This is a genomic window from Acidovorax sp. GW460-11-11-14-LB4 (genome assembly GCF_059423685.1).
The window spans coordinates 30,679-53,268 of record NZ_JBWKYJ010000014.1 but is presented as its reverse complement, the minus strand read 5'-3'; the positions used below and the strand labels follow the sequence as shown (position 1 = coordinate 53,268).

General features: G+C 63.7%; 24 protein-coding genes. 9 read left to right on the top strand and 15 right to left on the bottom strand.

What is annotated here, in order from left to right:
• Positions 1 to 4 precede the first annotated feature (4 nt).
• The 9 genes from AC07X4_RS08075 to gstA form a co-directional block, all read right to left on the bottom strand.
• The gene (locus AC07X4_RS08075; RefSeq protein ID WP_494739772.1) at positions 5 to 3,637 is read right to left on the bottom strand and encodes an EAL domain-containing protein; all 3,633 of its coding nucleotides are present in this window, start codon (positions 3,635 to 3,637) and stop codon (positions 5 to 7) included.
• A gap of 18 nt (positions 3,638 to 3,655) precedes the next feature.
• Positions 3,656 to 4,066 carry a response regulator gene (locus AC07X4_RS08070; protein ID WP_494739771.1) on the bottom strand — a complete coding sequence of 137 codons (411 nt, stop codon included), beginning with the start codon at positions 4,064 to 4,066 and terminating at the stop codon, positions 3,656 to 3,658.
• A complete protein-coding gene (locus AC07X4_RS08065; RefSeq protein WP_494739770.1) occupies positions 4,063 to 5,913 on the bottom strand; it encodes a PAS domain S-box protein in 1,851 nt (616 codons plus the stop codon). The genes AC07X4_RS08070 and AC07X4_RS08065 overlap by 4 nt, the downstream gene beginning before the upstream one ends.
• Before the next feature lie 273 nt (positions 5,914 to 6,186).
• Entirely contained in the window at positions 6,187 to 6,867 is a 681-nt protein-coding gene (locus AC07X4_RS08060) for a DsbA family protein (RefSeq protein WP_494739769.1), read from the bottom strand.
• The gene (locus AC07X4_RS08055; protein ID WP_146870998.1) at positions 6,864 to 7,850 is read right to left on the bottom strand and encodes a catalase family peroxidase; all 987 of its coding nucleotides are present in this window, start codon (positions 7,848 to 7,850) and stop codon (positions 6,864 to 6,866) included. The genes AC07X4_RS08060 and AC07X4_RS08055 overlap by 4 nt, the downstream gene beginning before the upstream one ends.
• Before the next feature lie 2 nt (positions 7,851 to 7,852).
• The gene (locus AC07X4_RS08050; protein ID WP_494739768.1) at positions 7,853 to 8,794 is read right to left on the bottom strand and encodes an MBL fold metallo-hydrolase; all 942 of its coding nucleotides are present in this window, start codon (positions 8,792 to 8,794) and stop codon (positions 7,853 to 7,855) included.
• 160 nt (positions 8,795 to 8,954) lie between these two features.
• A complete protein-coding gene (locus tag AC07X4_RS08045) occupies positions 8,955 to 9,335 on the bottom strand; it encodes a nuclear transport factor 2 family protein (protein ID WP_056062424.1) in 381 nt (126 codons plus the stop codon).
• Positions 9,332 to 9,550, bottom strand: a complete 219-nt coding sequence (locus tag AC07X4_RS08040; RefSeq protein WP_056062421.1) for a tautomerase family protein — start codon at positions 9,548 to 9,550, stop codon at positions 9,332 to 9,334. Before AC07X4_RS08040 ends, AC07X4_RS08045 begins: the two co-directional genes overlap by 4 nt.
• Before the next feature lie 11 nt (positions 9,551 to 9,561).
• Complete coding sequence (gene gstA / locus AC07X4_RS08035; RefSeq protein ID WP_233193738.1) at positions 9,562 to 10,182, bottom strand: glutathione transferase GstA; 621 nt, start codon at positions 10,180 to 10,182, stop codon at positions 9,562 to 9,564.
• Between the two features lie 106 nt (positions 10,183 to 10,288).
• Between gstA and AC07X4_RS08030 the strand changes: the two genes are divergently transcribed.
• Entirely contained in the window at positions 10,289 to 11,200 is a 912-nt protein-coding gene (locus tag AC07X4_RS08030; RefSeq protein ID WP_288851200.1) for a LysR family transcriptional regulator, read from the top strand.
• 92 nt (positions 11,201 to 11,292) lie between these two features.
• Here the strand turns inward: AC07X4_RS08030 and icd are convergent, their stop codons facing one another.
• Positions 11,293 to 12,552 carry an NADP-dependent isocitrate dehydrogenase gene (gene icd / locus AC07X4_RS08025; RefSeq protein WP_056745996.1) on the bottom strand — a complete coding sequence of 420 codons (1,260 nt, stop codon included), beginning with the start codon at positions 12,550 to 12,552 and terminating at the stop codon, positions 11,293 to 11,295.
• 225 nt (positions 12,553 to 12,777) lie between these two features.
• On the opposite strand from icd, the gene AC07X4_RS08020 reads away from it, so the two are divergent.
• Entirely contained in the window at positions 12,778 to 12,981 is a 204-nt protein-coding gene (locus AC07X4_RS08020) for a hypothetical protein (protein WP_056644838.1), read from the top strand.
• A gap of 196 nt (positions 12,982 to 13,177) precedes the next feature.
• Entirely contained in the window at positions 13,178 to 13,717 is a 540-nt protein-coding gene (locus AC07X4_RS08015; RefSeq protein ID WP_121943011.1) for a DUF192 domain-containing protein, read from the top strand.
• A gap of 167 nt (positions 13,718 to 13,884) precedes the next feature.
• On the opposite strand, the gene AC07X4_RS08010 is transcribed toward AC07X4_RS08015, so the two are convergent.
• Both AC07X4_RS08010 and xseA read right to left on the bottom strand, forming a co-directional pair.
• Positions 13,885 to 14,466, bottom strand: a complete 582-nt coding sequence (locus tag AC07X4_RS08010; RefSeq protein ID WP_494739767.1) for a superoxide dismutase — start codon at positions 14,464 to 14,466, stop codon at positions 13,885 to 13,887.
• A 209-nt stretch (positions 14,467 to 14,675) separates the two neighbouring features.
• Positions 14,676 to 16,001: an exodeoxyribonuclease VII large subunit gene (xseA, locus tag AC07X4_RS08005; protein WP_121943012.1), complete on the bottom strand. Its 1,326-nt coding sequence runs from the start codon at positions 15,999 to 16,001 to the stop codon at positions 14,676 to 14,678.
• A 352-nt stretch (positions 16,002 to 16,353) separates the two neighbouring features.
• On the opposite strand from xseA, the gene AC07X4_RS08000 reads away from it, so the two are divergent.
• From AC07X4_RS08000 to adk, 6 genes are all read left to right on the top strand, one after another.
• Entirely contained in the window at positions 16,354 to 17,001 is a 648-nt protein-coding gene (locus AC07X4_RS08000) for a MotA/TolQ/ExbB proton channel family protein (protein WP_056062406.1), read from the top strand.
• Positions 17,002 to 17,006: 5 nt separating this feature from the next.
• Positions 17,007 to 17,441 carry an ExbD/TolR family protein gene (locus tag AC07X4_RS07995; protein ID WP_056062402.1) on the top strand — a complete coding sequence of 145 codons (435 nt, stop codon included), beginning with the start codon at positions 17,007 to 17,009 and terminating at the stop codon, positions 17,439 to 17,441.
• A gap of 5 nt (positions 17,442 to 17,446) precedes the next feature.
• Positions 17,447 to 18,547, top strand: coding sequence for a tetraacyldisaccharide 4'-kinase (lpxK, locus tag AC07X4_RS07990; RefSeq protein ID WP_494739766.1), 1,101 nt, complete (start codon positions 17,447 to 17,449; stop codon positions 18,545 to 18,547).
• Positions 18,548 to 18,575: 28 nt separating this feature from the next.
• Positions 18,576 to 18,758: a Trm112 family protein gene (locus tag AC07X4_RS07985; protein WP_056062396.1), complete on the top strand. Its 183-nt coding sequence runs from the start codon at positions 18,576 to 18,578 to the stop codon at positions 18,756 to 18,758.
• A complete protein-coding gene (kdsB, locus tag AC07X4_RS07980) occupies positions 18,755 to 19,585 on the top strand; it encodes a 3-deoxy-manno-octulosonate cytidylyltransferase (RefSeq protein WP_494739765.1) in 831 nt (276 codons plus the stop codon). Before AC07X4_RS07985 ends, kdsB begins: the two co-directional genes overlap by 4 nt.
• 257 nt (positions 19,586 to 19,842) lie before the next feature.
• Complete coding sequence (gene adk / locus AC07X4_RS07975) at positions 19,843 to 20,499, top strand: adenylate kinase (RefSeq protein ID WP_056062394.1); 657 nt, start codon at positions 19,843 to 19,845, stop codon at positions 20,497 to 20,499.
• 152 nt (positions 20,500 to 20,651) lie between these two features.
• Here adk and AC07X4_RS07970 read toward each other — a convergent pair whose 3' ends face one another.
• The 3 genes from AC07X4_RS07970 to AC07X4_RS07960 are packed head-to-tail and all read right to left on the bottom strand — an operon-like array spanning position 20,652 to position 22,562.
• Positions 20,652 to 21,122 carry a DUF6152 family protein gene (locus AC07X4_RS07970; RefSeq protein ID WP_494739764.1) on the bottom strand — a complete coding sequence of 157 codons (471 nt, stop codon included), beginning with the start codon at positions 21,120 to 21,122 and terminating at the stop codon, positions 20,652 to 20,654.
• 41 nt (positions 21,123 to 21,163) lie between these two features.
• Positions 21,164 to 21,583: a hypothetical protein gene (locus AC07X4_RS07965; protein WP_288851193.1), complete on the bottom strand. Its 420-nt coding sequence runs from the start codon at positions 21,581 to 21,583 to the stop codon at positions 21,164 to 21,166.
• A 19-nt stretch (positions 21,584 to 21,602) separates the two neighbouring features.
• Positions 21,603 to 22,562, bottom strand: coding sequence for an asparaginase (locus AC07X4_RS07960; RefSeq protein ID WP_395454838.1), 960 nt, complete (start codon positions 22,560 to 22,562; stop codon positions 21,603 to 21,605).
• Positions 22,563 to 22,590 lie beyond the last annotated feature (28 nt).

The window sequence follows — 22,590 nt, the reverse complement described above, 5'->3', positions numbered from 1 at the left end:
TCTGTCAATCGGCCACCGCTGACTGAAGAAACTGCGCCTCAAACACCTCGGCAGGTACCGGCTTGCTCAGCAGATACCCCTGGATCTCGTCGCAACCCAGCAGCGCCAGATGCCGGGACTGGTCCTCGGTCTCCACCCCTTCGGCCACCACCTTCAGCCCCAGCGAGTGCCCCAGGTTGACGATGGTGGACACCAGCGCCACGCCCTGCGGGCCTGAGGCCATGTTCAGGATGAAGGACCGGTCGATCTTGAGCGTGTCCACCGGCAGTTTGGCCAGGTAGCTCAGTGACGAGAAACCCGTGCCAAAGTCGTCGATGGCAATGGTGATGCCCATCTCGCGCAGCGCATGCAGGCTGGCGGTGCTGTGCTGCACATCGTCCATGACCATGCTTTCGGTGATCTCCAGCTCCAACCCGGCGGCCGCCCCTGCGTCGTGGGCCACGGCGTCGCGCACCTCGGCAATGAAGCCCCGGTGCCGCAGCTGCAAGAACGACACATTGACGGCGACCCGCAGGGGCGCCAGCCCCGCCTGGCGCCAGCGCAGGTTGTCGGCCAGGGCCTGGCGCAGGGCCCAGCGACCCACGTCGTAGATCAGGCCGGTTTCTTCCAGAATGGGGATGAACTGCGCGGGTGGCACCAGCCCCCGGCGGGGATCGCTCCAGCGGATCAGGGCCTCGGCCCCGGCGATGGCACCCGTGGCCAGGTGCTGTTTGGGCTGGTAGTGCAGCACAAACTGGCCCTGCTCCAATGCGTCGCGCAGGCGGCCTTCCAGGCTCAGGGCTTCGGCCACGCGGGTGTTCATCTCCGAGGTGTAGAACAACAGGCTGTCGGCCGAGGCCTTGGCCTTGTTGAGGGCTGCCTCCGCGTTGCGCAGCAGGGTCTCTGCATCGGCACCATCCATGGGGTACAGCGCGACACCGGCCTTGGCGGCCATGCGCAGCTCGGTGCCGCCCAGCACAAAGGGCGCATCAAAACAGGCGCGCATCAGGCCATCCAGTGCCAGCGCCACCGCGCCCGCATCCCGCGCGTCGGTCACGGCGATGCCAAAGCTGTTGACGCCAATGCGAGCCACGTCGTACGCGTCGCCCGCCGCCTGCTGCAGCCTTTGCGCCACCTGCTTGAGCAGTTCGTCGCCCTCCTGGCGTCCCAGGGTGTCGTTGACAAAGCGAAACCGGCTGATGTCCATGAGCCCCATGCCGAGCAGCGTCTTGGCCCCTTCGCGTGGCCGCAGGTGCTGGCCGCTGCGCTCCAGGAACAGGGTGCGGTTGGGCAGACCTGTGATGTCGTCGTAGTACGCCAGGTAGTTCAGCCGCTCCTCCTTGTCGAGGTGGTCCATGGCAAAGCCGATATCGCCCGCCAGCTCGGTCAGCAGGTGCATCTCGTCATCGTCAAAGAACCCGGCTTCGTCGGCAAACAGGGCAATCACGCCCACCACCTCGTGCGCCACCAGCAAGGGCAACACGGCCATCGATGCTACGCCGCGCGCGGCCAGCTCCTGGGGGACGAGGATGCGCGGGTCGTTCTGAATGTCCTCACACACCACGGACTGCCGGGTGCGCACCACGCTGGCGCTCAGGCTTTCCCCCTCTCTCGGGGTTTCGCTCAGCCACAACCGGCGCCGCACATGCATGAGGAACTCCGCCCCGGCCCCGGCAAGCGCCACCGGCACCACCTCTTGCAGGGCGTGGTCCACGCGACCGATCCAGGCGATCTTGAACTGGCCGTGCTCCACCGCGATGCGGCAGGCCTCGCGGAACAGCTCGTCGCGCTGGCGCACACGCACGATCAGGGTGTTGATGCCGCTGAGCACGGCGTACACGCGGTTCAGCCGCTTGATGCGCCGCTCGGCGTCGCGGCGTGCCGTGATGTCCTCACCCAGGGCCGCCACCCCCGTCACCTGCCCGCCCACGGAGCGCAGCACCGTGTTGTTCCAGTGCACCAGGCGCCGCTCGCCAGACCGGGTCAGGATCTCGTTGTCGTAGTGCCAGGCCGACGGCCGGTCGGCCAGCACGTCGGCAAAGACGCTGCGCACATCGCCCATCTCGGGCGGCACGAACAGATCGAACCAGTTGCGGCCAAACACTTCGTCACGCTGCCAGCCCGTCAGCCGCAGCAGGTAGTCGTTGCAGTAGGTGATGCGGCCTTCGCAGTCCAGCATCAGCGAGATCATCTCGACCTTGTCGAGCATGTCGTTGAAGCGGCGGTCGCTCTCGTGCAGTTCTTCTTCGGCGCGCTTTTCCTTGGTGATGTCCTGGATGGTGTTGAACCAGCGACCCAGCTCGCCCCGGCCCGCTTCGTCCTCCAGGGGCTCCATCACCTGGCGCAGGTACAGCGGCTGGCCATCGCCACGCACCACGCGGTAGGTGAAGTCCATACGCGCGCCCTGGTGCGCCGCCTGCAGCGCGTGGCGGCGGAACATGTCGCGGTCATCGGGGTGCACCAGCGCCAGCCAGTCGCGGGCCGAGCGGGGCATGGCGCTTTCGTCCAACCCCAGCATGTCGGGCAAGGTGTCCAGCCAGCTCTCAAAGGCGCCGTCGGGCCCGCTGATGACGTGCGATATCTTGGCCAGCGCCTGGGCCCTGCGCAGGCTGGCCTTGTTGGCGCGCAGCGCATCCACAGCCCGCTGGCGCTCTTGCACCTGCACCTGCAGTTGCTCGGCGTGCTGCTGGATCTCCTGGTACAGGCTGCCGTTTTCGTAGATGCGACCCACCTGCGCGCCCAGGATGGCGAGGACTTTTTCGTCATCGGCGCTGAAGGCATCGGCCCCTAGCTTGTTGGCCAGACACAGCCAGCCATAGGAGAACGACAACGACACGATGGGTGCGATCACCGCCGTGTGCACCGGGGGATAGCCTGCGGGCAAACCGAGCGCCACAGGGTCGCCGCCGGCATTGATCAGGCGCTGCGGGCGGCGTTCGGCCCGCAGCTGCCCCAACAGTCCATGCGACACCACAGGCAGATCGAGCGGTCCGTTCTGCAGGGCCGGGTCCATGCCGCTGGTGCAGGTGATGGCACCGTCGCTGTGCTTGCGCACCACGCACAACACGGCGTACTGCGCGCCCACCAGCTCGCGTGCACCCCGGCACACATTAGCCAGCAGCACCTGCGGGTCGCGCTCGGAGGCCAGCTGCAGGTTCAGATCGGTCAGCGCGGACAGGCGCCGGTTCATGGCCTCCAGCTCGGCCATGTTGCCGGTGAGCTTGTCGGTCATCAGTTGCAGGTGGCGGGTCTGAAAACTGTGTTCCAACGCGACCGAGGGCTGGTGGAGGATCTGCGTGAGCGCCTGCTCGATGGCGGCCAGGATGTCCTGCGGCTCGCAGGGTTTGAACAGCACCTGGGTCACACCGCAGGCCTTGGCAAGGCGCAGGGCTTCTTCCTCGTGATAGTGGGCGCTGCAAAAGATCACCTGCGTGGCCGCCAGGCCGTGTTCTGAGCGCAGTTGCCGCACAAACTCAAAACCGTCCATCGTCGGCATCAGGATGTCGGAGATCACCAGGTCGGGGCGTTCGGCACGGACCAGGGCCAGCGCCTCGGCGCCATCGGCCGCCTCCAGCGCCTGGTGGCCGCTGTGCCCGATGAGGGTCACCACCAGGGCGCGGTTGGCGGGGAGGTCATCGACGACTAGGATCTTTGCCATGCTGTACGTGCTGGATATTCAACCTGATTGGGGCGGAGCCGGGTGGGCACCAGCCAAAAACGCCTCAATCTGCTGCACAAAGGTCTCGGGCGTGATGGGCTTGGACAGGTGTTCATTAAAGCCGACTTCGAGGGCCTTCTCGCGGTCGCCCGGCATCGAGAACGCAGTCACGGCCACCAGTGGCACCACCCGCCAGCGTGGGCTGGCGCGCAGGCCGCGAGCCACCTCGTAGCCGTTCATCACCGGCATCTGCAGGTCGCACAACACAATGTCCGGACTCTCGGCCAGGGCCAGGTCCAGCCCCACGGCGCCGTTTTCGGCCGCCAGCACGCGGTGGCCAGCGGCTTCCAGCAGGTAGGTGATCAGCAGGCGGCTTGCGTCATCGTCCTCGATGACCAGAATGGTGGCGGGATGGATGGTGGTTGTCATGCCTGGGGCTCCGACAATTGCAGAGTGAAGGTGCTGCCCAGGCCTTCGGTGCTGTCAAAACCCAGGGTGCCTCCCAGTGCTTCGGCCAGCTTGCGGCTCAGGTGCAAGCCCAGGCCCGTGCCCTCATGGTGGCGGCGGTCCGCACTCTCGACCCGCGAAAACGCCTCGAACAGCCGGGGCTGCTCTTGCAGCGGTATGCCTGGCCCGGTGTCCTGCACCCGCAGCTGAACGGCGCGGCCGGTGGGCAGCTGCAACTCCTGCAGCACCACATCCACCCTCCCCTGTTGCGTGAATTTGATGGCGTTACCCACGAGGTTGATGAGAATCTGACTGAGCGCGCGCCGGTCGGTGAGCAACAAGACATCCACCGGCGGCGCATGCACGGCAAAGGCCAGGCCCTTGCGTCGCGCCTCGAGTTCCAGTGTCGCAGACACTTCTTCGATCAGGGTCTTGCAGTCCACGGGCTCCAGGTTCAGCGTGACCTTGTTGGCGCTGAGCTTGGCCACGTCCAGCAGGTCGTTGATGAGCGACAGCAGGTGCTTGGCACCGGTCTGCACGATGCGCAACTGCTTGTCCTGTTCAGCATTGAGCGGGCCGGGCAGCTTCATGAGCAGTGTGCCGGTAAAGCCAATGATGGCGTTGAGCGGCGTGCGCAGCTCGTGGGACATGCTGGCCAGAAAACGGTCTTTCACCAGTGCCGCGTTCTCCAGCTCCAGGTTCTTGTCGCGCAGCACCTGCTCGATGCGCTTGCGCTCCGTCACATCGCGGATGGCGCTGGAGACAAACAGGCCTTCCTCCGTCTCCAGCGGGCTCAGGCTGATCTCGACCGGAAACTCGCTGCCGTCTTTGCGCAAACCGTGCAGCTCCAGCCCGGCGCCCATGGATCGGGTACGTGGTTCGGCAAAAAAGTGGCGCCGGTGGTCGGGGTGGCGGGCGCTGAAGCGATGGGGCACCAGCAACTCAATGGGCTGGCCCAGCAGCTCATCGCGGCTCCAGCCAAACAGTTTGACCGCCTGGGAGTTGACCAGCACGATGCGCCCTTCGCGGTTGACGATGACCATGGCGTCGGGTGCGGCCTCCAGCAGGTCCTTGAACTTCTGGTCTGCGCGCTTGCGGTCGGTGATGTCGCGGATGGCGCTCATCACCATGGTGCCCTCTTCGGTGTCGATGGGGCTCAGGCTGATCTCGACCGGGAACTCGCCACCGTCCTTGCGCAGGCCATGCAGCTCCAGCCCCGCGCCCATGGTGCGCGTGCGCGGCTGGCCAAAAAACCCACTGCGGTGGCCCAGGTGGGCACCCCGGTAGCGGTGGGGTAACAACACCTCCACCGCCTGGCCCAACAACTCGGAGCGGGGGTAGCCAAACACGCGCTCGGCCTGCGAGTTGACGAGCACGATGCGCCCGGTCACGTTGACCATCACGATTGCGTCGGGGGTGGATTCGAGCAGGTCGCGAAACCGCGCCTCCAGCAGCTTGGCATCGCGCTGCACCTTGAGCTGGGTGACATCCTTCTTGCTCGACAAGAAGTACAGTACCTGCCCGGCTGCATCGCACACGGCCTTGGTCGATACATTGACATGCACCAGCGAGCCGTCCTTGCGGCGGCGCACAGCTTCTTGCACCGAAGTGCCCAGTCGCAGGGCCTCGGCACGGAAAAGGTCCTCTTCGTGTGCGCGGCCCTGGGGCACGATCAGGTCGAGGATGGAGCGCCCCTGCACTTCGGCCTGCGAATAGCCAAAGATCAGCTCGGCCGCCGGGTTCCACTCCAGCACCACGCCCTGGGGTGATAGCACCAGCAATGCATCGGGGTTTTGCTCCCAGTACCCGGCAGAAAAGTCAGTCGCCATGCAGCCCTCTCGCTTTCTGCTTCCTGGAGAGTCAGGCGCTCCAGGGACCTTCAACGCTCGCCACATTCGGCAAAGCACACATCAGGCTTATGCCAGCAATGCCGAAGCGTCAGGCCATCTTAGGAGGGAAAGATTCAAAAAGCCAACTCTGAATTGCCAGCGCGATCATGCAGGTTGTGGGAAGAATCGGAAAGCATGCAACAGGGGCTGATCAATAGCACTGCTGCACAAAGTGGGCCTCACCATCTGTGGCGTTGCATACACTTTCCCCCGCTAGCCCCGGGGTGTGACTGTCATCGATGTCTGATCCATCCAACGATCTATGGTCGCAAGCAACACGGGCGCTTTGGCAAAGCCATCCACCAGGCGGACCAGGTGCTCGCCATGTTTGCCCAGAAGTGCGGGAAAGCTGGTGATGCCCCAGCGACGCGCTTGCGCAAAGTCCCTCTGAGTCACCTGGAGGGTGGCATCGGCCACGAAGCACTCCTGCAGCCCCTGGGCATCCAACGCCTGTACCGACAGAGCCTGAGTCACTACGGCGACCAGCACTTCTGGATCGGTCGTGTCCAAGCCGTCGGCATAAAAAGCCTTTTGCAGCGCCCGAAAAATGGCCAACAGGTTTGCACCCGGCTGACTGAGCCGAGCGGCAACCACCGCGCGACAGACAGGCCCTGTGTCGTATACAAAGCCTCGCCGAGCCAGGAGGGCCTCTCGGTCAAAGCTCAGGCCTGTCTCTGCTTCCACCTTCGCCCAGTGAAACAACCTCAAGCGCTTGCCGGCATCGTCCAATACCTCAGTAGCCCCTGCACGCAGACCACCAGTGACGATGTCGAGCCGCATTTCGGGCCGCCGGGCCAGTGCCTCGGACAGTTCTTGTCCGAAGCCGTAGCACCATGAACACATGGGGTCTCCCACAAACACCAAGCGGTGTCGCTCGCTGGCGGTGGCGTTCATTGGCGCTCCGCCATTCGGCGCCCGAATGAAATTCCATATGCGGCTGGACGCGCCAGCAGCACCGGGTCGGCTGAAGGTTCGATGCCATCCGGCAGAGCCAGGGGATTGAAAAGGACGGGCTCGCAGGTCGAAGACTCGGACAAGCTCTCAATCACCAGACGCCCTGCAGTGACCTGCCGACGCTGTTCTGGCCACGCGACGGTCGGGTCGCTGGGATCGTCGGCGTCTTCAGCCAACTGCACCAAAAACCGGAAGGAAGCGGGTCCTCTGGCAAGTCGCTCCTTCAGCTCTGCCGCGAGAAAATCGTCGGGTAGCTGCATGCTCTGCTCCTCACTCAGCCGCTGCTCTCCCGCCTCCGGCTCAAAACGCCAACGCACAAAGCGGCGTTGGTCATCCGGAGCCCGGAAGATGAATGCGTTCACGCCCCAATAAGGAGTCGTGACATAGCTCGCAGGCGCAGAACGCTCGGCCAGATATTTCCCCTGGCGCAACGACTCGGGGTGAGCCAGGTTGAATGCTGCCAAGCGTTCTGGAGATGGTTTGCCGGTCACCGGGTCCGGGACGCGGGATCGGACAAACGGAGCGAAGTCCGCCGGGTCCTTCACAAAATATACCGGAGCAGACAGGTTGGCCTGCATCCAGACTGCCCCATCGGGAAGGTCCAGCTTGAGCGACAGACCACGTGTTGAGCGGCTTTTGTCCGACGCGCCGGGATTGCCCCCACCCACCGAAAACCGAGCGAGGGCTGGCACTTGGGCTCCCGAAAATGCAGTCGCTTTGCTCAGTGCTCGTGCCTCGGCAGTTCCGATGAAGAAGCCCTTCGCACACAGCCCCTTCGTCTGCGTACGACGCACGCCAGCGTGTTTGCCAAACAACGCCTCCAATGCGTCCACAGACTCTGTCAATGGTTGGGCTACTACCGCCATCGGCTGCCCAACGGCCAGCGCGAGCAACATGAGGTAGATGTAGTTTCTGAGTGCCATGCTCAATCCAGCCGCAGGCTCTGCTCCATGGTGAAGCACTGGTCCCAGATGTACACATCAAAAGCCGCCAGGCGAGAAGCCCACTTGGGTGTCAACGCGTTCACACATTGGGCCGCCACACGGTCTATGTAATTGTCAAAGACGGCCCAGGGGTTGGATTGGTCGCGGGCATCCATGCCCTCGCCCAAGGCCGTGTTCTGCAGGGCCTTGCCGGCAGCCTCTTTGAGATCTTGCAAAAACTCATGTTGCATGGCGACATCGGTCTTGGTACCGGCGCGTGCAACATGGCCAGAAACCAGCCAGTCGAAGTCCATCGACTTGATCTTCTCGACCTGCTTGAAGTAGCCCGGGATGTCCTGCGCCAGCGCAAGGCGTCTCCACGGCATCCATCCGGGAAAGATGACGTCCACCACCATCAACGTACGTTGCTCAGGTGCCAGGATGAAGATGTTCCCCGGCTCATGACCATTGCCGTGGTACGAGAGGTCCAGGCGCTGCCCGCCCACTTTGAGGGTGTACTTGTCGCGGAAGGTGACGCCGGGCAGCGGGCGTTTGGGATCACGTGCACGCGCCAGGATGGTTTGGGTTTCTTCGTGCGCAATGATCACAGGTCGGCGCGGCAGCGTGGCTAGCAACTCCCCTGCTGCACCGATGTGGTCAACATGGGCATGGCTGTAAATGATGTGTGTGATCGGCTTGCCCGTGACTTCACGGATGGCTTTCGCGATAAATCCGGCCAGCGGGGGCGGTGCGTCAGCCAGCACTACGCCTTTTTCGTGCACCACGAACATCGCCTGGTAGACGTTGTCGGTCACCATGTACAGGCCGCGCCCCAGTTCCTGGATTCGATAACCCTTCGCGGGGTCAATGGTGGGTCCCTTGGCAGCTTCGGGGATTTCCATGTACTTGCCGGTGCGCGCTCCAATGGTCGCAATCGCGGGCATTCCATGGTAAGGCTCCGAAGCAGCACACCCTGGGGCCGCGCACTCTTGGTGAGCCGATGCGCTGGCAGAAAAACCCAGCAGCAATGCAGTGACGCAATACAGCGCCAGCCCGCCCACTGAAGAGAGAAACGGCTTGGAGAAAGGTCGAAGAATATTCATGTCAATCTCTGATGTCGTAATGAAAGACCTTGGAGACGATCTGCCAGCGTCCGTCCAGCCAGAGCAGCGTCAGTAGGTCGATGAAATGTTTGGGCGCAATGGAGCACTGGAGTTTGGCCAGTGCCGTGACGGGGCCTACCAGGTCGATGGAGAGCACGCGGTCGGTGCGCCCTTGGCCGCTCGCCGCAGGGGCTGGGCGAGCATCCACCACCGGGAAGTACTCGTTCATACGCCAGAAGATGGGTTGCTCTCCCACCGCCGTGGCGTACAGAGCCTGCGGATGAAACACCTTGGCCAGGCGCGTTGTGTCGCTGTGGTAAAGGCCGTCGAGGTACAGCTCCAGCACCGAATGGATGGCGGCAAAGTCAGCGGCGCTACTCATTGCGCACCGCCTTTCTTCGCCCGCTCACGCAGCACGGTCACGGTTTCGCCAGCGATGCCCCAGTGGTCGGTATCCACTTCTTCGATCACAACAAAAGTAGTGGCAGGGTTCTTGTCGAGCACCTGCACGACAAGGTCGGTAGCGCCCCGAATCAGCTGGGCCTTTTGCTCGCGCGATGCACCCTCGCGGGTGATCTGGATCTTGATGTAAGGCATGGGAGTATTCCTCAGGCTACGAGGCCTTCTGTCTGCATCGCGGCACGGACCTCGGGGCGGGCTGCCACACGCGCCATGAAGCTGCCGATGTGCTGCAGTTCCCCCAAGTCGATCTGAACAAACTTGGCCCAGCCCAGCACCACGAACAGATAGGCATCGGCGGCAGTGAAATCGCTGCCCGTGAGGTAGCTCTTGCCAGCCAGTTGTCCGTCGAGCCAGACCAGCTTCTTGTAAAGCACAGCAGCCAGCGCCTTCTTGGCATTGGCATCCACATCGCTGTGGAACAGCGGGGTGAAAGACTTGTGCAGTTCCGCCGTCACGTAGTTCTGCCACTCCATGACCCGGTAGCGCTCCAGACTGCCTGCGGGGGGCATCAGGGTGCGTGCGCCCGCCCGGTCCGCCACATATTGAGCAACTATCGGCCCTTCGGTGATCCGCGTCCCATCAGCAAGTTCGATCACAGGCACCTGGCCTTTGGGGCTGATGGCATAGAAGTCGCCGCCAGTGCTGGTGGTGTGTTTGTGGGTATCCACCTTCTCCAGCGTGAATGGCGTGCCGGTTTCGCGCAGAAGAATGTGCGTCGCCAGCGAGCATGCGCCGGGAGAGTAGTAAAGCTTGATCGAGTTCTGCATCTGGGGACTCCTTACGTCCGTGGTTGGTGATGCAGTAACTGTATTTGCGATGAAATTGACAATAAACTAGATTAATTTCAAATCACTAATTACATAAGAATCAACAATGAACCGGCAATTCGACAACCTTCGCCTGGGCAGCATTGAGTTGTTCTGCCTGACAGCGCAGCACCAGGGGTTCACTGCGGCAGCCAAGGCCACAGGACTCACGGCGGCTGCCGTGAGCCGTTCAGTGGCACGGCTGGAGGAGCGTCTGGGCGTGCGCCTTCTCATGCGCACTACGCGCCAAGTGCGCCTGACGGAGGTTGGGCAGCGCTATTACGACCAATGCCGCCAGGCGCTGACGCAACTCAGCGAGGCAGAGCGTGAGGCGTCGGGCCAGCAACTCAAGCCAGCAGGCCTTGTGCGGATGAGCCTGCCCACTTCGTACGGCCACCATCGCGTACTGCCTCTCTTGCCCGCGTTCAGCAAGAAGTACCCCGACATAGAGATAGAACTGCAGTTGTCCAACCGTAACGTGGACTTCACCGAGGAAGGTTTTGACCTCGCCATCCGCGGCCGAACACCGCCAGATTCGAGCCTGGTGGCTCGCAAGTTGGAGGACGCGGCCTTGATCGTTGTCGCAGCCCCGGCCTACCTGAAACGCCACCGCGCACCCGCTACGCCAGACGAGCTGGAACGACATGAATGCGTGCAGTTCGTGCTGCCGAGCAGCGGGCAGGTCGTTCCCTGGTTGCTGGTGCACGAGGGCCAGACCATGGAATGGCCGACTCAGGGCAAGTTGCGCTGTGCTGATGACATCCTGGGTCAGGTCACGCTGGCCCGCGCAGGAGCAGGCCTGGTACAAACGTACCGTTTTCTGGTGGAGGAGGATCTGCGAAACGGCCAGTTGGTCGAAGTGCTGGCGGGGCATGCGGGCGCGTCACGCCCGTTCTCGCTGATCTACCCAGGCAACCGGCACATGCCCCTGCGGGTGCGGGTGCTCATCGACTATCTGGTACGCGCGCTGGGACGCTGAGGCGCAAACAAAAAACCCTGGTCCGAATGACGCACCAGGGTTCTTCTTTTATGGAGACGTTTTGAACCGCCCCGAAGCCAAGGCGGATGCGACTACATGTTGTCAATCATGACCTGCCCAAACCCCGAGCAGCTGACCTGCGTGGCACCTTCCATCAGGCGGGCAAAATCGTAGGTCACCTTCTTGGATGCGATCGACTTCTCCAGCGAACTGATGATCAGGTCGGCAGCCGCTGTCCAACCCATGTGGCGCAGCATCATCTCGGCCGACAGGATCTCGGAGCCGGGGTTGACGTAATCCTTGCCCGCGTACTTGGGCGCCGTGCCGTGGGTGGCTTCAAAGCACGCCACCGAGTCGGACATGTTGGCGCCGGGGGCAATGCCGATGCCGCCCACCTGTGCCGCCAGCGCGTCAGAGATGTAGTCACCATTCAGGTTCAGCGTGGCCACGACCGAATACTCGGCCGGGCGCAGCAGGATCTGTTGCAGGAAGGCATCGGCGATGCTGTCCTTGATGGTGATTTCCTTGCCGTTCTTGGGGTTCTTGAGGCGGCACCAGGGGCCGCCGTCGATGAGCTCGGCACCGAACTCCGTCTGTGCCAGGGCATAGGCCCAGTCGCGAAAGCCCCCTTCGGTGTACTTCATGATGTTGCCCTTGTGCACGATGGTCACGCTGGGCTTGTCGTTGTCGATGGCGTACTGGATGGCCTTGCGCACCAGGCGCTCTGTGCCCTCGATGGACACGGGCTTCACGCCCAGGCCGGACGTGTTGGGGAAGCGGATCTTCTTCACCCCCATCTCGTCCTGCAGGAACTTGATGAGCTTCTTGGCCTTGTCCGACTCGGCCTCGAACTCAATGCCGGCGTAGATGTCTTCCGAGTTCTCGCGGAAGATGACCATGTTGGTCTTTTCGGGTTCCTTCAGCGGCGAGGGCACGCCCTTGAAATACTGCACGGGACGCAGGCACACATACAGGTCCAGCTCCTGGCGCAGCGCCACGTTCAACGAGCGGATACCGCCGCCCACGGGCGTGGTCAGCGGGCCCTTGATGGACACCACGTACTCGCGCAGCACCTGCAGGGTTTCATCGGGCAGCCACACATCGGGGCCGTACACCTTGGTGGACTTTTCGCCCGCGTACACCTCCATCCAGTGGATCTTCTTCTTGCCCCCGTAGGCCTTGGCCACGGCTGCGTCCACCACCTTGATCATGACGGGCGTGATGTCCAGGCCGGTGCCGTCACCTTCGATGAAGGGGATGATGGGCTCGTCCGGCACATTCAGGGACATGTCGGCGTTGACGGTGATTTTCTGGCCTTCGGCAGGCACCACGATGTGCTGGTAGGTGGTCATGGGTGGGGAGTCTCCGGTGTGCGCCGAGTCTGATTCGGTCGATGAGGGGCAAAGCGAGGAAAAGAAGCACCGCCGCAGGCGCGCCAGTGTGGTTTCAAACCATTCTAATGACAAAAAATTTCGTCCAAGACCCTGTCAACGGGCCGCGCGCTGCTATCGTTGCGAGTGGAGCCGTACGGAATTCGTCCGGCCCTTCAACCTTCGTTCACACTGGAAACGGCATATATGAAAAAACTCCTCGCTGTCCTCGTGGCCGGTCTGTTCACTGCTGGTGCTTTTGCACAGGCACCCGCAGCCGCCCCTGCCACTACCGCTCCCGCAGCCGCTCCCATGACGGCCCAGGCAGCAGCACCGGCCACCAAGAAGGTCGCCAAGAAAAAGACCACCAAAAAGGTCGCCAAGAAGAAAACCGCCCACAAGGCCGCCTGAAACATCGCAAGGCCTGACAGACCCACCACGGGGCCCCTCAGGCCTTCGCCGATTCAAAAACCGCCCGCTCCTGCGGGCGTTTTCTTTGGTGCTTCGCATACTCTGCGCACCGCCTGAACTTTTTGCGAGTGCTGCAGTCCGTCCCTGGCGCAGCTGCCGCACCCACTGTTGTCTTTTTTGCCAGAAAGTCCCGCCCATGACCGCCTCACGCGCCCTCCCAGCCTTCCCGCTCGCCGCCCTGCGCGGGGCGACCGGTGTTCCCAGCCGGGCCCGCCGCGCCGTCGGGGCCTGGGGGGTTTGGCTGGCGGCATGTGCACTGGCCGCGCCCGCTGGGGTCGCCCAGGCGCAGGAAGGCCCACAGATGAACCTACGGCGCGTGGAACTGACCGCCGGCATGCACCGCATCGACGCCCAGGTCGCCCTCACCCCCCAGGAGCGCCAGACCGGCCTGATGCACCGCAAGGAAATGCCCGCGCACGAAGGCATGCTCTTTGTGTTTGAGCAGCCCTCCCAGCAATGCTTCTGGATGAAGAACACCTTGCTGCCGCTCACGGCCGCCTTCGTTGCCGATGACGGCACCATCGTGAACCTGGAGGACATGAAGCCCCAGACACTGGATTCACACTGTTCGGCCAAGCCCGTGCGCTACGTGCTGGAGATGAACCAGGGCTGGTTTGCCAAGAAGGGCATCAAGGCCGGGGCCAAACTCAGTGGGACCCCGTTTGCCCGGCAGTGACGCCAAGGGCTGCAGATGCTACATATTCAATAGCAATAGAACCATAATTCACTAGCACATCCAGCCGAAAACACTTCAAATTTTCTGTCGTGCAACAAAAAACGGCCCTCGGGCCGTTTTTTGTTGCCTGCGCGATGTGGGCGCCACACCGCGACTGCGCGGGTCGATCAGGCGAAGTTGGCTTCAGCAAACTTCCAGTTCACCAGCTTGTCGAGGAAGGTTTCGACGAACTTGGGACGCATGTTGCGGTAGTCGATGTAATACGCGTGTTCCCACACGTCCACCGTCAGCAGGGCCTTGTCGGCGGTGGTCAGGGGCGTGCCGGCGGCGCCGGTGTTGACGATGTCCACGCCGCCGTCAGCCTTCTTCACCAGCCAAGTCCAGCCCGAACCGAAGTTGCCCACGGCGGACTTCACAAAGGCTTCCTTGAAAGCGGCGTAGCTGCCCCACTTGGCGTTGATGGCTGCGGCCAGTGCGCCCGATGGCTCACCGCCACCCTGGGGAGCCATGCAGTTCCAGAAGAAGGTGTGGTTCCAGATTTGCGCAGCGTTGTTGTAGATGCCACCGCTGGCCTTCTTGATGATCTCTTCCAGCGTCAGGGATTCGAACTCGGTGCCCTTTTGCAGGTTGTTGAGGTTCACCACGTAGGCGTTGTGGTGCTTGCCGTGGTGGTACTCCAGGGTTTCCTGGCTGTAGTGCGGGGCCAGGGCGTCGATGGCGTAGGGCAGCGGGGGAAGGGTGTGTTCCATGGTAGTGTTTCCTCGTGGTTTGAAATTCTGGGATGCCGTCTGCAACGCGGGCTTTCCTGAGCAATGCAGTCGGACACAGCGCGAAGGGGGCATTGTAGGAACATCAGGTGACCTGTGCAGCATGTGGGCTCCCGGTTCCCCACCCGCAACGCCACAAACCGCCGCTGTCCTACAAAAAAGCCCTGCAGCCCTCTCCCTCCGCAATCCGCTCACAGCAACCGTGGCTGCGACACCGTCACATCCACGGCGCCGTCGGCCAGCGTGGCCCGCAGCGCGTCGCCCGGCTGAGCCTGGCGCACGCTGGTCACCGCCTGGCCGCTGGTATCGGTCAGCAGCGCATAACCGCGCTGCAGTACCAAGCGTGGGTCCAGCAGTTCCAGTCGCAAGGCAGCGCGGTCCAGCCGCTCGGCGTGCTGCGCAGCACTGCGTTGCAAAGCCTGGGGCAATTGGGTTTCCAGTGTTTGCTGGCGTTGCGCCAGGCGCTGCATTTTCAGGAGCACACCATGGCGCATGCGCTGCGCAAGGCGCGCCAGTTGCAGCTGCTGACGCGCCACCAGGCCCGAGGGACGGCCGAGGCGGGCTGCAGCCTGGTCCAGCCGCTGGTGGCGGGTATCCAGCTGGCGCTGCACTCCATCGCTGAGGCGGCCTGCCAGCAACCCCAGCGCGCCCAGCCAGACCTCGCGCGGCTGGGCCACCAGCTCGGCCGCTGCAGTGGGGGTAGGTGCACGCAGATCGGCGCAAAAGTCAGCGATGGTGAAATCGGTCTCATGCCCCACGCCGCTGACCAGGGGCACTGGGCTTTGCACGATGGTGCGGGCCAGCTGCTCGTCGTTGAAGGCCCACAGGTCCTCGATGGAGCCGCCTCCACGGACCAGCAAAATCACGTCAATAGGCGGATGCCGGTTCGAATCAGCCCCAGGCGCCTGCCCCGCTTGCGCGAGCAGATACAGTTTTGATAGCGCCGCAATGATCGACGGCGGGGCGGCCACACCCTGGACCTGCGCTGGCACCAGCACCACCGGAATGTGCGGCACACGCCGGCGCAACGCCGTGACCACATCGTGCAGCGCGGCTGCGCCGGCTGACGTGACCAGGCCAATGCCGCGGGGCTGCAGCGGCAGCGGGCGCTTGCGCGCCGTGTCGAACAGGCCTTCGGCGTCGAGCTGCACCTTGAGCCGCAGGAACTGCTCGAACAACGCGCCCTGCCCCGCGCGCTGCATGCTTTCCACGATGAACTGCAGGTCGCCACGTGCCTCATACACACCGAGACGCCCGCGCACTTCCACCAATTCACCATCGCGCGGCGAAAAGTCAAGCAACGTGGCTGCGCGTCGGAACATGGCGCAGCGCAACTGCCCGTTGGCGTCCTTGATCGAAAAATAACAATGACCGCTGGACGCGCGCGAGAAGCCCGTAATCTCGCCGCGCACCGCGACAGGATTGAAGCGCGCCTCCAGGGCATCAGCAATGGCGCGGCACAGCGCGCCAACTTCCCAGATACGGGGCGCCGCTGCTGGGCTTGAGCGGTCAAACATGAGAAACGGCGCGCGTTGGCGCCGCGCCCCCCCGGCGAGTACTCCACAGTTTCGAGCCAGCGGGAATTGCCTTCAAACTGGGCACCCCAATCGGCCGCAAAACACGAGAGCACGTGCAAGCTGTTGATTTATATACATTTTTCACTGCACAATTTTTCATCAATCTGTTGCAAGCACGGCGCGAAGCCACTTTGCGAGGCTGTGGATGTGGGTTGCCCACAAAGTTATCCACAGTTTTTGTGGGTGAGCGCGGTGATGGGTGGCGTGCGCGATAACGTAACGGTTTGTGACGCAGTGGCCGCCGCAAGCTAGGCCATAATCGCCGATTGCTTTCATCTGCGCGGAGAGAGATTTGCTGTCCATCATACAAGCCGCAGGCTGGCCCATCTGGCCCCTGATCGCGTGTTCCGTCCTGGGACTGGCACTGATTTTTGAACGTTTTCTGGCCCTGAAAACGGCCCGCGTGGCCCCCCCCAAACTCCTGGACGAAGCCATCACGGTGTCGTCCAAGGCCTTGCCCACCCCCGACGTGGTGAACCAGCTGGCCCAGAACTCGGCCCTGGGTGAAGTGCTGGCCAGCGGCCTGCGCACCCTCAACAGCAACCCCCAGTGCAGTGAAACCGACCTGCGCGCCGCCATGGAAGGCACCGGCCGCGCGGTAGCGCACCGGCTGGAGAAGTACCTGTCGGCCCTGGCCACCATCGCTTCAGCCGCTCCGCTGCTGGGCCTGCTGGGCACCGTCATCGGCATGATCGAGATCTTTGGCTCGCAGGCCGGCGGCGGCGGTGTGGGCCAGGCCATGGGTGGCGGCAACCCGGCCCAGCTGGCGCATGGCATCTCCATCGCGCTCTACAACACCGCGTTTGGCCTGATCGTGGCGATCCCCTCGCTGATCTTCTGGCGCTACTTCCGGGCCCGCGTGGACGCGTATCTGCTCACGCTGGAGCTGGCGTCGGAGCAATTCGTTCGCCACATCCTGCGCCTGCGCAAAGCCAAGTAAGCGCCATGAACTTTCGTCCCCGCGCCAAGGATGAGCCCGAGATCAACCTGATCCCGTTCATCGACGTGCTGCTGGTGATCCTCATCTTTCTGATGCTCACCACCACCTACAGCAAGTTCACGGAGCTGCAACTTACCCTGCCCGTGGCCGATGCCGAGCAGCAGCGCGACCATCCCAAGGAAGTGATCGTGTCGGTGGCCGCAGACGGCCGTTACGCCGTCAACAAGACCGGCGTGGAAGGCAAGAGTGTGGATGCCATCGCCCAGGCTCTGCGCAGTGCTGCCACCGCAGGCCGCGACAGCGTGGTCATCATCAGCGCCGACGCCATGTCGCCACACCAGTCCGTGGTCACTGTGATGGAAGCCGCGCGCCGCGTGGGCCTCACGCAGATCACGTTTGCCACGCAGTCGTCCGCGTCGGGACGCGCGGCCAGCCGCTGACGGGCATGGCCGCTTCCGGGCCGCAGCCGCCCCGGGCTTCGGCCCCGCAGGTCTCTCCGCCCACGGCCGAACAACGGCTTCACAACATCTGGCAGTCCCGGGGTCCAGCGGCTTGGGCACTGTGGCCCGTCTCCCTGATGTATAGCGCGTTGGTGGCGCTGCGCCGCTGGCTGTATGGCAGGGGCTGGCTTCGCTCCGAACACCCGGGCCGCCCCGTCATCGTGGTGGGCAACGTGATTGCCGGAGGCGCCGGCAAGACCCCGGTAGTCATCGCACTCGCCAAACACCTGCAGGCGTGCGGTCTGCGCGTGGGCGTGATTTCGCGCGGCTATGGCCGCAGCACGCACGACTGCCGTGCGGTGCTGCCTGACAGCCTGGCCAGTGAGGTGGGCGACGAGCCCGCCCTGATTGCCCGCAGCGTGGCGGCGGGTGGCACAGTGCCTGTGTTTGTGGCCCCGCGCCGCATCGCTGCCGCACGCGCGCTGCTGGCCGCGCACCCTGACACCGACGTTCTCATTTGCGATGACGGCTTGCAGCACCTGGCGCTGCAGCGGGACTTGGAGATCTGCATCTTCAATGACCAGGGCATCGGCAACGGATTTCTGCTGCCTGCCGGCCCGCTGCGGGAGCCCTGGCCCCGCGCCGTGGACATCGTGCTGCACGCAGGCAGTGCGCCGCCGCGCGGGACCACGGCGCCTGCATTTGAGCTGCAGCGTAGCCTGGCGCCCTATGCCCTGCGGTCGAACGGCCAGCAGGTGCCACTGGCCCAATTGCAGGGGCAACCGCTGCATGCGGTGGCAGCCGTGGCCAGACCCAGCGAGTTTTTTGCCATGCTGCGCACCCAGGGCCTGGCGCTGGAGCGCACCGAGGCCCTGCCAGATCACTATGATTTTGATAGCTGGCAGCGCTTATCCGTCCAGCGCATGCAGCTTGTTTGCACTGAAAAAGACGCCGTGAAGCTCTGGACCCGCCATCCTGACGCACTGGCTGTTCCCCTGGTCGCGCAGATGGACCCGCAATTTTTTACCGCCCTCGATGCCTGGCTCCATCGAATTACGACCGGCCCAGGAGCCCAAAGGCCGCCGCTATCATCTGCCCCTGCCTGAACGAACCCTCCCGGAAAGCTCCTCCCCCATGGACCCCAAACTGCTTGAACTGCTGGTCTGCCCCGTCACCAAAGGCCCCCTGACCTATGACCGCGAGGCGCAGGAACTCGTGTCGCGCAGCGCGCGGCTGGCCTACCCGGTGCGCGACGGAATTCCGGTGTTGCTGGAAAACGAAGCACGCACCCTGACCGACGAGGAACTGGAGCAGTGAGCGCACCCGTGCCCGCCTTAGCCCACACCGCCTTCACCGTGCTGATCCCGGCACGCATGGCCTCAAGCCGTTTGCCAGACAAGCCTCTGGCCGACATTGCGGGCCTGCCCATGGTGGTGCGCGTGGCCCGGCGTGCTGCGCAGAGCGCCGCAACCCGCGTCGTGGTGGCGGCCGACGACGCCCGCATCCTGCAAGCCTGCGCAGTGCATGGCGTGGATGTCGTCATGACCCGCACCGACCACGCCAGCGGCAGCGACCGGCTGGCCGAGGCATGCATACAGCTGGGGCTGGACGGCGACGACATCGTGGTCAATGTGCAGGGTGACGAGCCGCTGATAGACCCCGGCCTCATCAATGCCGTGGCAAGCCTGCTGCAAGACCGTGATGGAAAGCGCCCCGAAGCCAGCATGGGTACCGCTGCCCATGCCATTGCGTCCCTGGCCGACTACACCAACCCCAATGTGGTGAAGGTGGTGCTGGACGCGCGGGGTCTGGCCCATTACTTCAGCCGTGCACCCATCCCTTTTGGCCGCGACCACGCGAGCACGGCCTGGTGGGAGGGCGCGGCACAGGCCGCCCAGCCCGGCGTCAAGGCACTGCAAGGCTTTGCACCGCTGCGGCACGTGGGCATCTACAGCTATCGCGCAGGGTTCTTGCGGAAATTTCCGCAGCTGGCGCCAGCACCGACCGAGGCGGTGGAGGCCCTGGAGCAGCTGCGCGCACTCTGGCATGGCCACCACATCGCAGTGCACCTGGCAGACGCAGCGCCCGGCCCTGGCGTGGATACGCCGGAGGACCTGGAGCGGGTGCGCGCGCTGTTTCGCTGAAAGCGCTCTGGCGCCGCTATGCGGTGTGCGCTGCGGGCGCACTTTCAACGCACTGGGGACGTACAGCGGGGCGCCGTGGTGGGCACGTGGAGGCGCCGACCTAGAAACGGTCACCCATGTAAGTCAGCGCAAGGTGGTCACATGCTATCCTCAACTGTAACGAGAGCACCGCATCCCGGGCGCACAGAACGGCTTCAGGCGCCCTTCGAACGTCCCCGCCAGCGGCGCCACCCGATTTCTAACCTTCGAGGACATCCATGAGACTGATTCTGTTGGGCGCGCCTGGCGCCGGAAAGGGCACGCAAGCCACGTTCATCTGCCAGAAGTACGGCATCCCCCAGATCTCCACCGGCGACATGCTGCGCGCAGCGGTCAAGGCCGGCACCCCCCTGGGCCTGCAGGCCAAGGCCGTGATGGATTCGGGCGCCCTGGTCAGTGACGACATCATCATCGGTCTCGTCAAGGAGCGCATCACGCAGGCAGACTGTGCCAACGGCTTCCTGTTCGACGGTTTCCCCCGCACCATTCCCCAGGCCGACGCCATGAAGGCCGCAGGCGTCAAGCTGGACTATGTGCTCGAAATCGATGTGCCCTTTGACGCCATCATTGAGCGCATGAGCGGCCGCCGCTCGCACCCCGCCAGCGGCCGCACTTACCACGTCAAGTTCAACCCCCCCAAAGTGGAAGGCAAGGACGACGTGACCGGCGAAGAACTGATCCAGCGCGAAGACGACAAGGAAGAAACCGTCAAGAAGCGCCTGCAGGTCTACAGCGACCAGACGCGCCCCTTGGTGGATTACTACAGCAACTGGGCCAAGGACGAACCCGCTGTGGCGCCCAAGTACCGCGCCATCAGCGGCACCGGCAGTGTGGACGAGATCACCGCACGCGCGCTGCAGGCGCTGGCCAGCTGATACATTGAACTAGGAGCAAAAAACCGCCTGACACACGTTGGGCGGTCAAGCCCCATCAAAGCGACGCACCGCACCAGGGCGTCGCTTTTTTCATGGGCCGCCTTGAAGCACGGCAGCCGCGACAGCCGCCTGCTGCGGGCGTGTGCGTTGACTCAGGCAGGACTGGACCGCAGGCCGTAGGATTTGCCGTCCACAAACAGGTACTCGGCGCGCAGTACCGCCTCGCCCTTTTCGTCCCGCAGGCCAAAACCCACGACTGATACGGCGGTGCCTGGCTTGATCTCTGGCACCTGCCACGCCTGCATGCGGGTTAGCGGCGCCAGCTCAATCTCCCAGACGCGGTCCTTGCGGGTCGGCAGCACCGTTTTGGCCAGCAGCGCGCGGCCATCCACTGGCGCTGTCTGCGCGGGGATGGCGCGTTGCGCAAGGTCCGCTGGCAACCGGAGCGCAACGGGCAGTTCCAGCTCCAGCTCTGCGTGCGGGTTTTGCCAGCGCACTTTGCGCGCTGTGCCCTCCAGATACAGCGGTCGGTCTGCATCGAAACTGCTCCAGCCATGGTGGGCGTGCACCCCCAAAGGCAAGGCACTGGCGGCGATCAGCACATGGCGACGTTGCAAGCCCATAAAGACTCCCGTAGGAATAAAACCCGGTTCAAGGGGGCATATCAAAGGTACGCAATCCAGCGGCCACAGGCCACCACCGACAGCCAGATCACGGTGGACACCAGCATCTGCAGACGTGCCAACCCGTCCAGGCGTGCAAGCGAACCGCGTGCATGAAACCACGCCGCGTTACAGCCCGCAAGCATTAACAACAGCATCTTCAAGGTAAAGGCGCGGTTGCTGAGCAGCTCCGGAGGCTGGGTGGCAAACATCAACAGACCCGATACTGCCGCCAATCCAAAGCCGCACACGGCCAAAGTCAGACCCAGCCGCGCGAGGTCTTTCATCGGCAAGGCCGCACCGCGCCCAAACACCCGCAACTCCAGCAACACCAGATTGCCCAGCAACAGCGCAATGCCCACAATGTGGACGACTTCGAGCGCGGGATAAGCCCAGGCGTGTGTCTTGAGTGCGGTGAACACGGCTGGCAGTCTTTTTCGATCAATCCGCCCGCAGCAAATCCAGCATCAGAGCAACCCGCGCCTTGACCGGCGACAGGCCCTGCGAGGCGGGCAGCGCATCCCCCGGCTTGGGCAGCACCTGCCCCTCCGCGCAGCGGGTGGAGCGCACCACTCGCACCCCGGCGTCCTGCGCTCGCACCAGGGCAGCCTCCAGATCGTGGTGGATCGTGCCATTGCCGGTGCAAGCCACCACGAGGCCCTGCACCCCCTCTCGCACCAGAGCATCAACCGCCCTGCCCGACGCGCCTGCATGGTTCATGACGATTTCCACCCAGGGCCAGGCAACAGCATTCACTATATTTTTTATAGCATTATCGACATGATTGACATACGCTACCGGGCTATTGCATGTCCAGCGGACCACGCCCTCTTCCACCCATCCCAAAGGACCGGCCTCGCCCGAGCTGAAGGCATTGACGCGGTAGGGATGCATCTTTTGCACATACCGTGCGCCATGCACTTCACCCGCCGCAACAGCCAGCACACCTGTGGCACCGGGTGCCAATACCGTTGCCACAGCGTCCAGCAGATTCTGGGGTCCATCGGGGGTCAGGGCTGTGGCGGGCCGCATGGCACAGGTCAGTACCACGGGCTTGCGCGCATCCAGCGCCTCGTGCAAAAACCACGCGGTCTCTTCCAGGGTGTCCGTGCCATGGGTGATGACCACACCTCTCACCTCCGGGTCGCTCAAATGGTGCGCGCACCGCAGTGCCAGCGTGCGCCACACCTCGCAATCCATGTCCTTGCTGTCGATCTGCGCCACCTGCTCTGCAGCCAAGGCGCCCCCTGCCAGTGCCTGCAAGCCTGGCACGGCCGTCAGAAGTTGCTCCACCCCCACCTGGGCCGCGGTGTAGCCGATGTTGTCTCCCGCCTGTGCAGAGGTGCCCGCGATCGTGCCACCGGTGCCCAAAACCACAATTTTTTGCCCACTCACTTGCATACTCCGAAAAACTGGTGAAAAATACAGT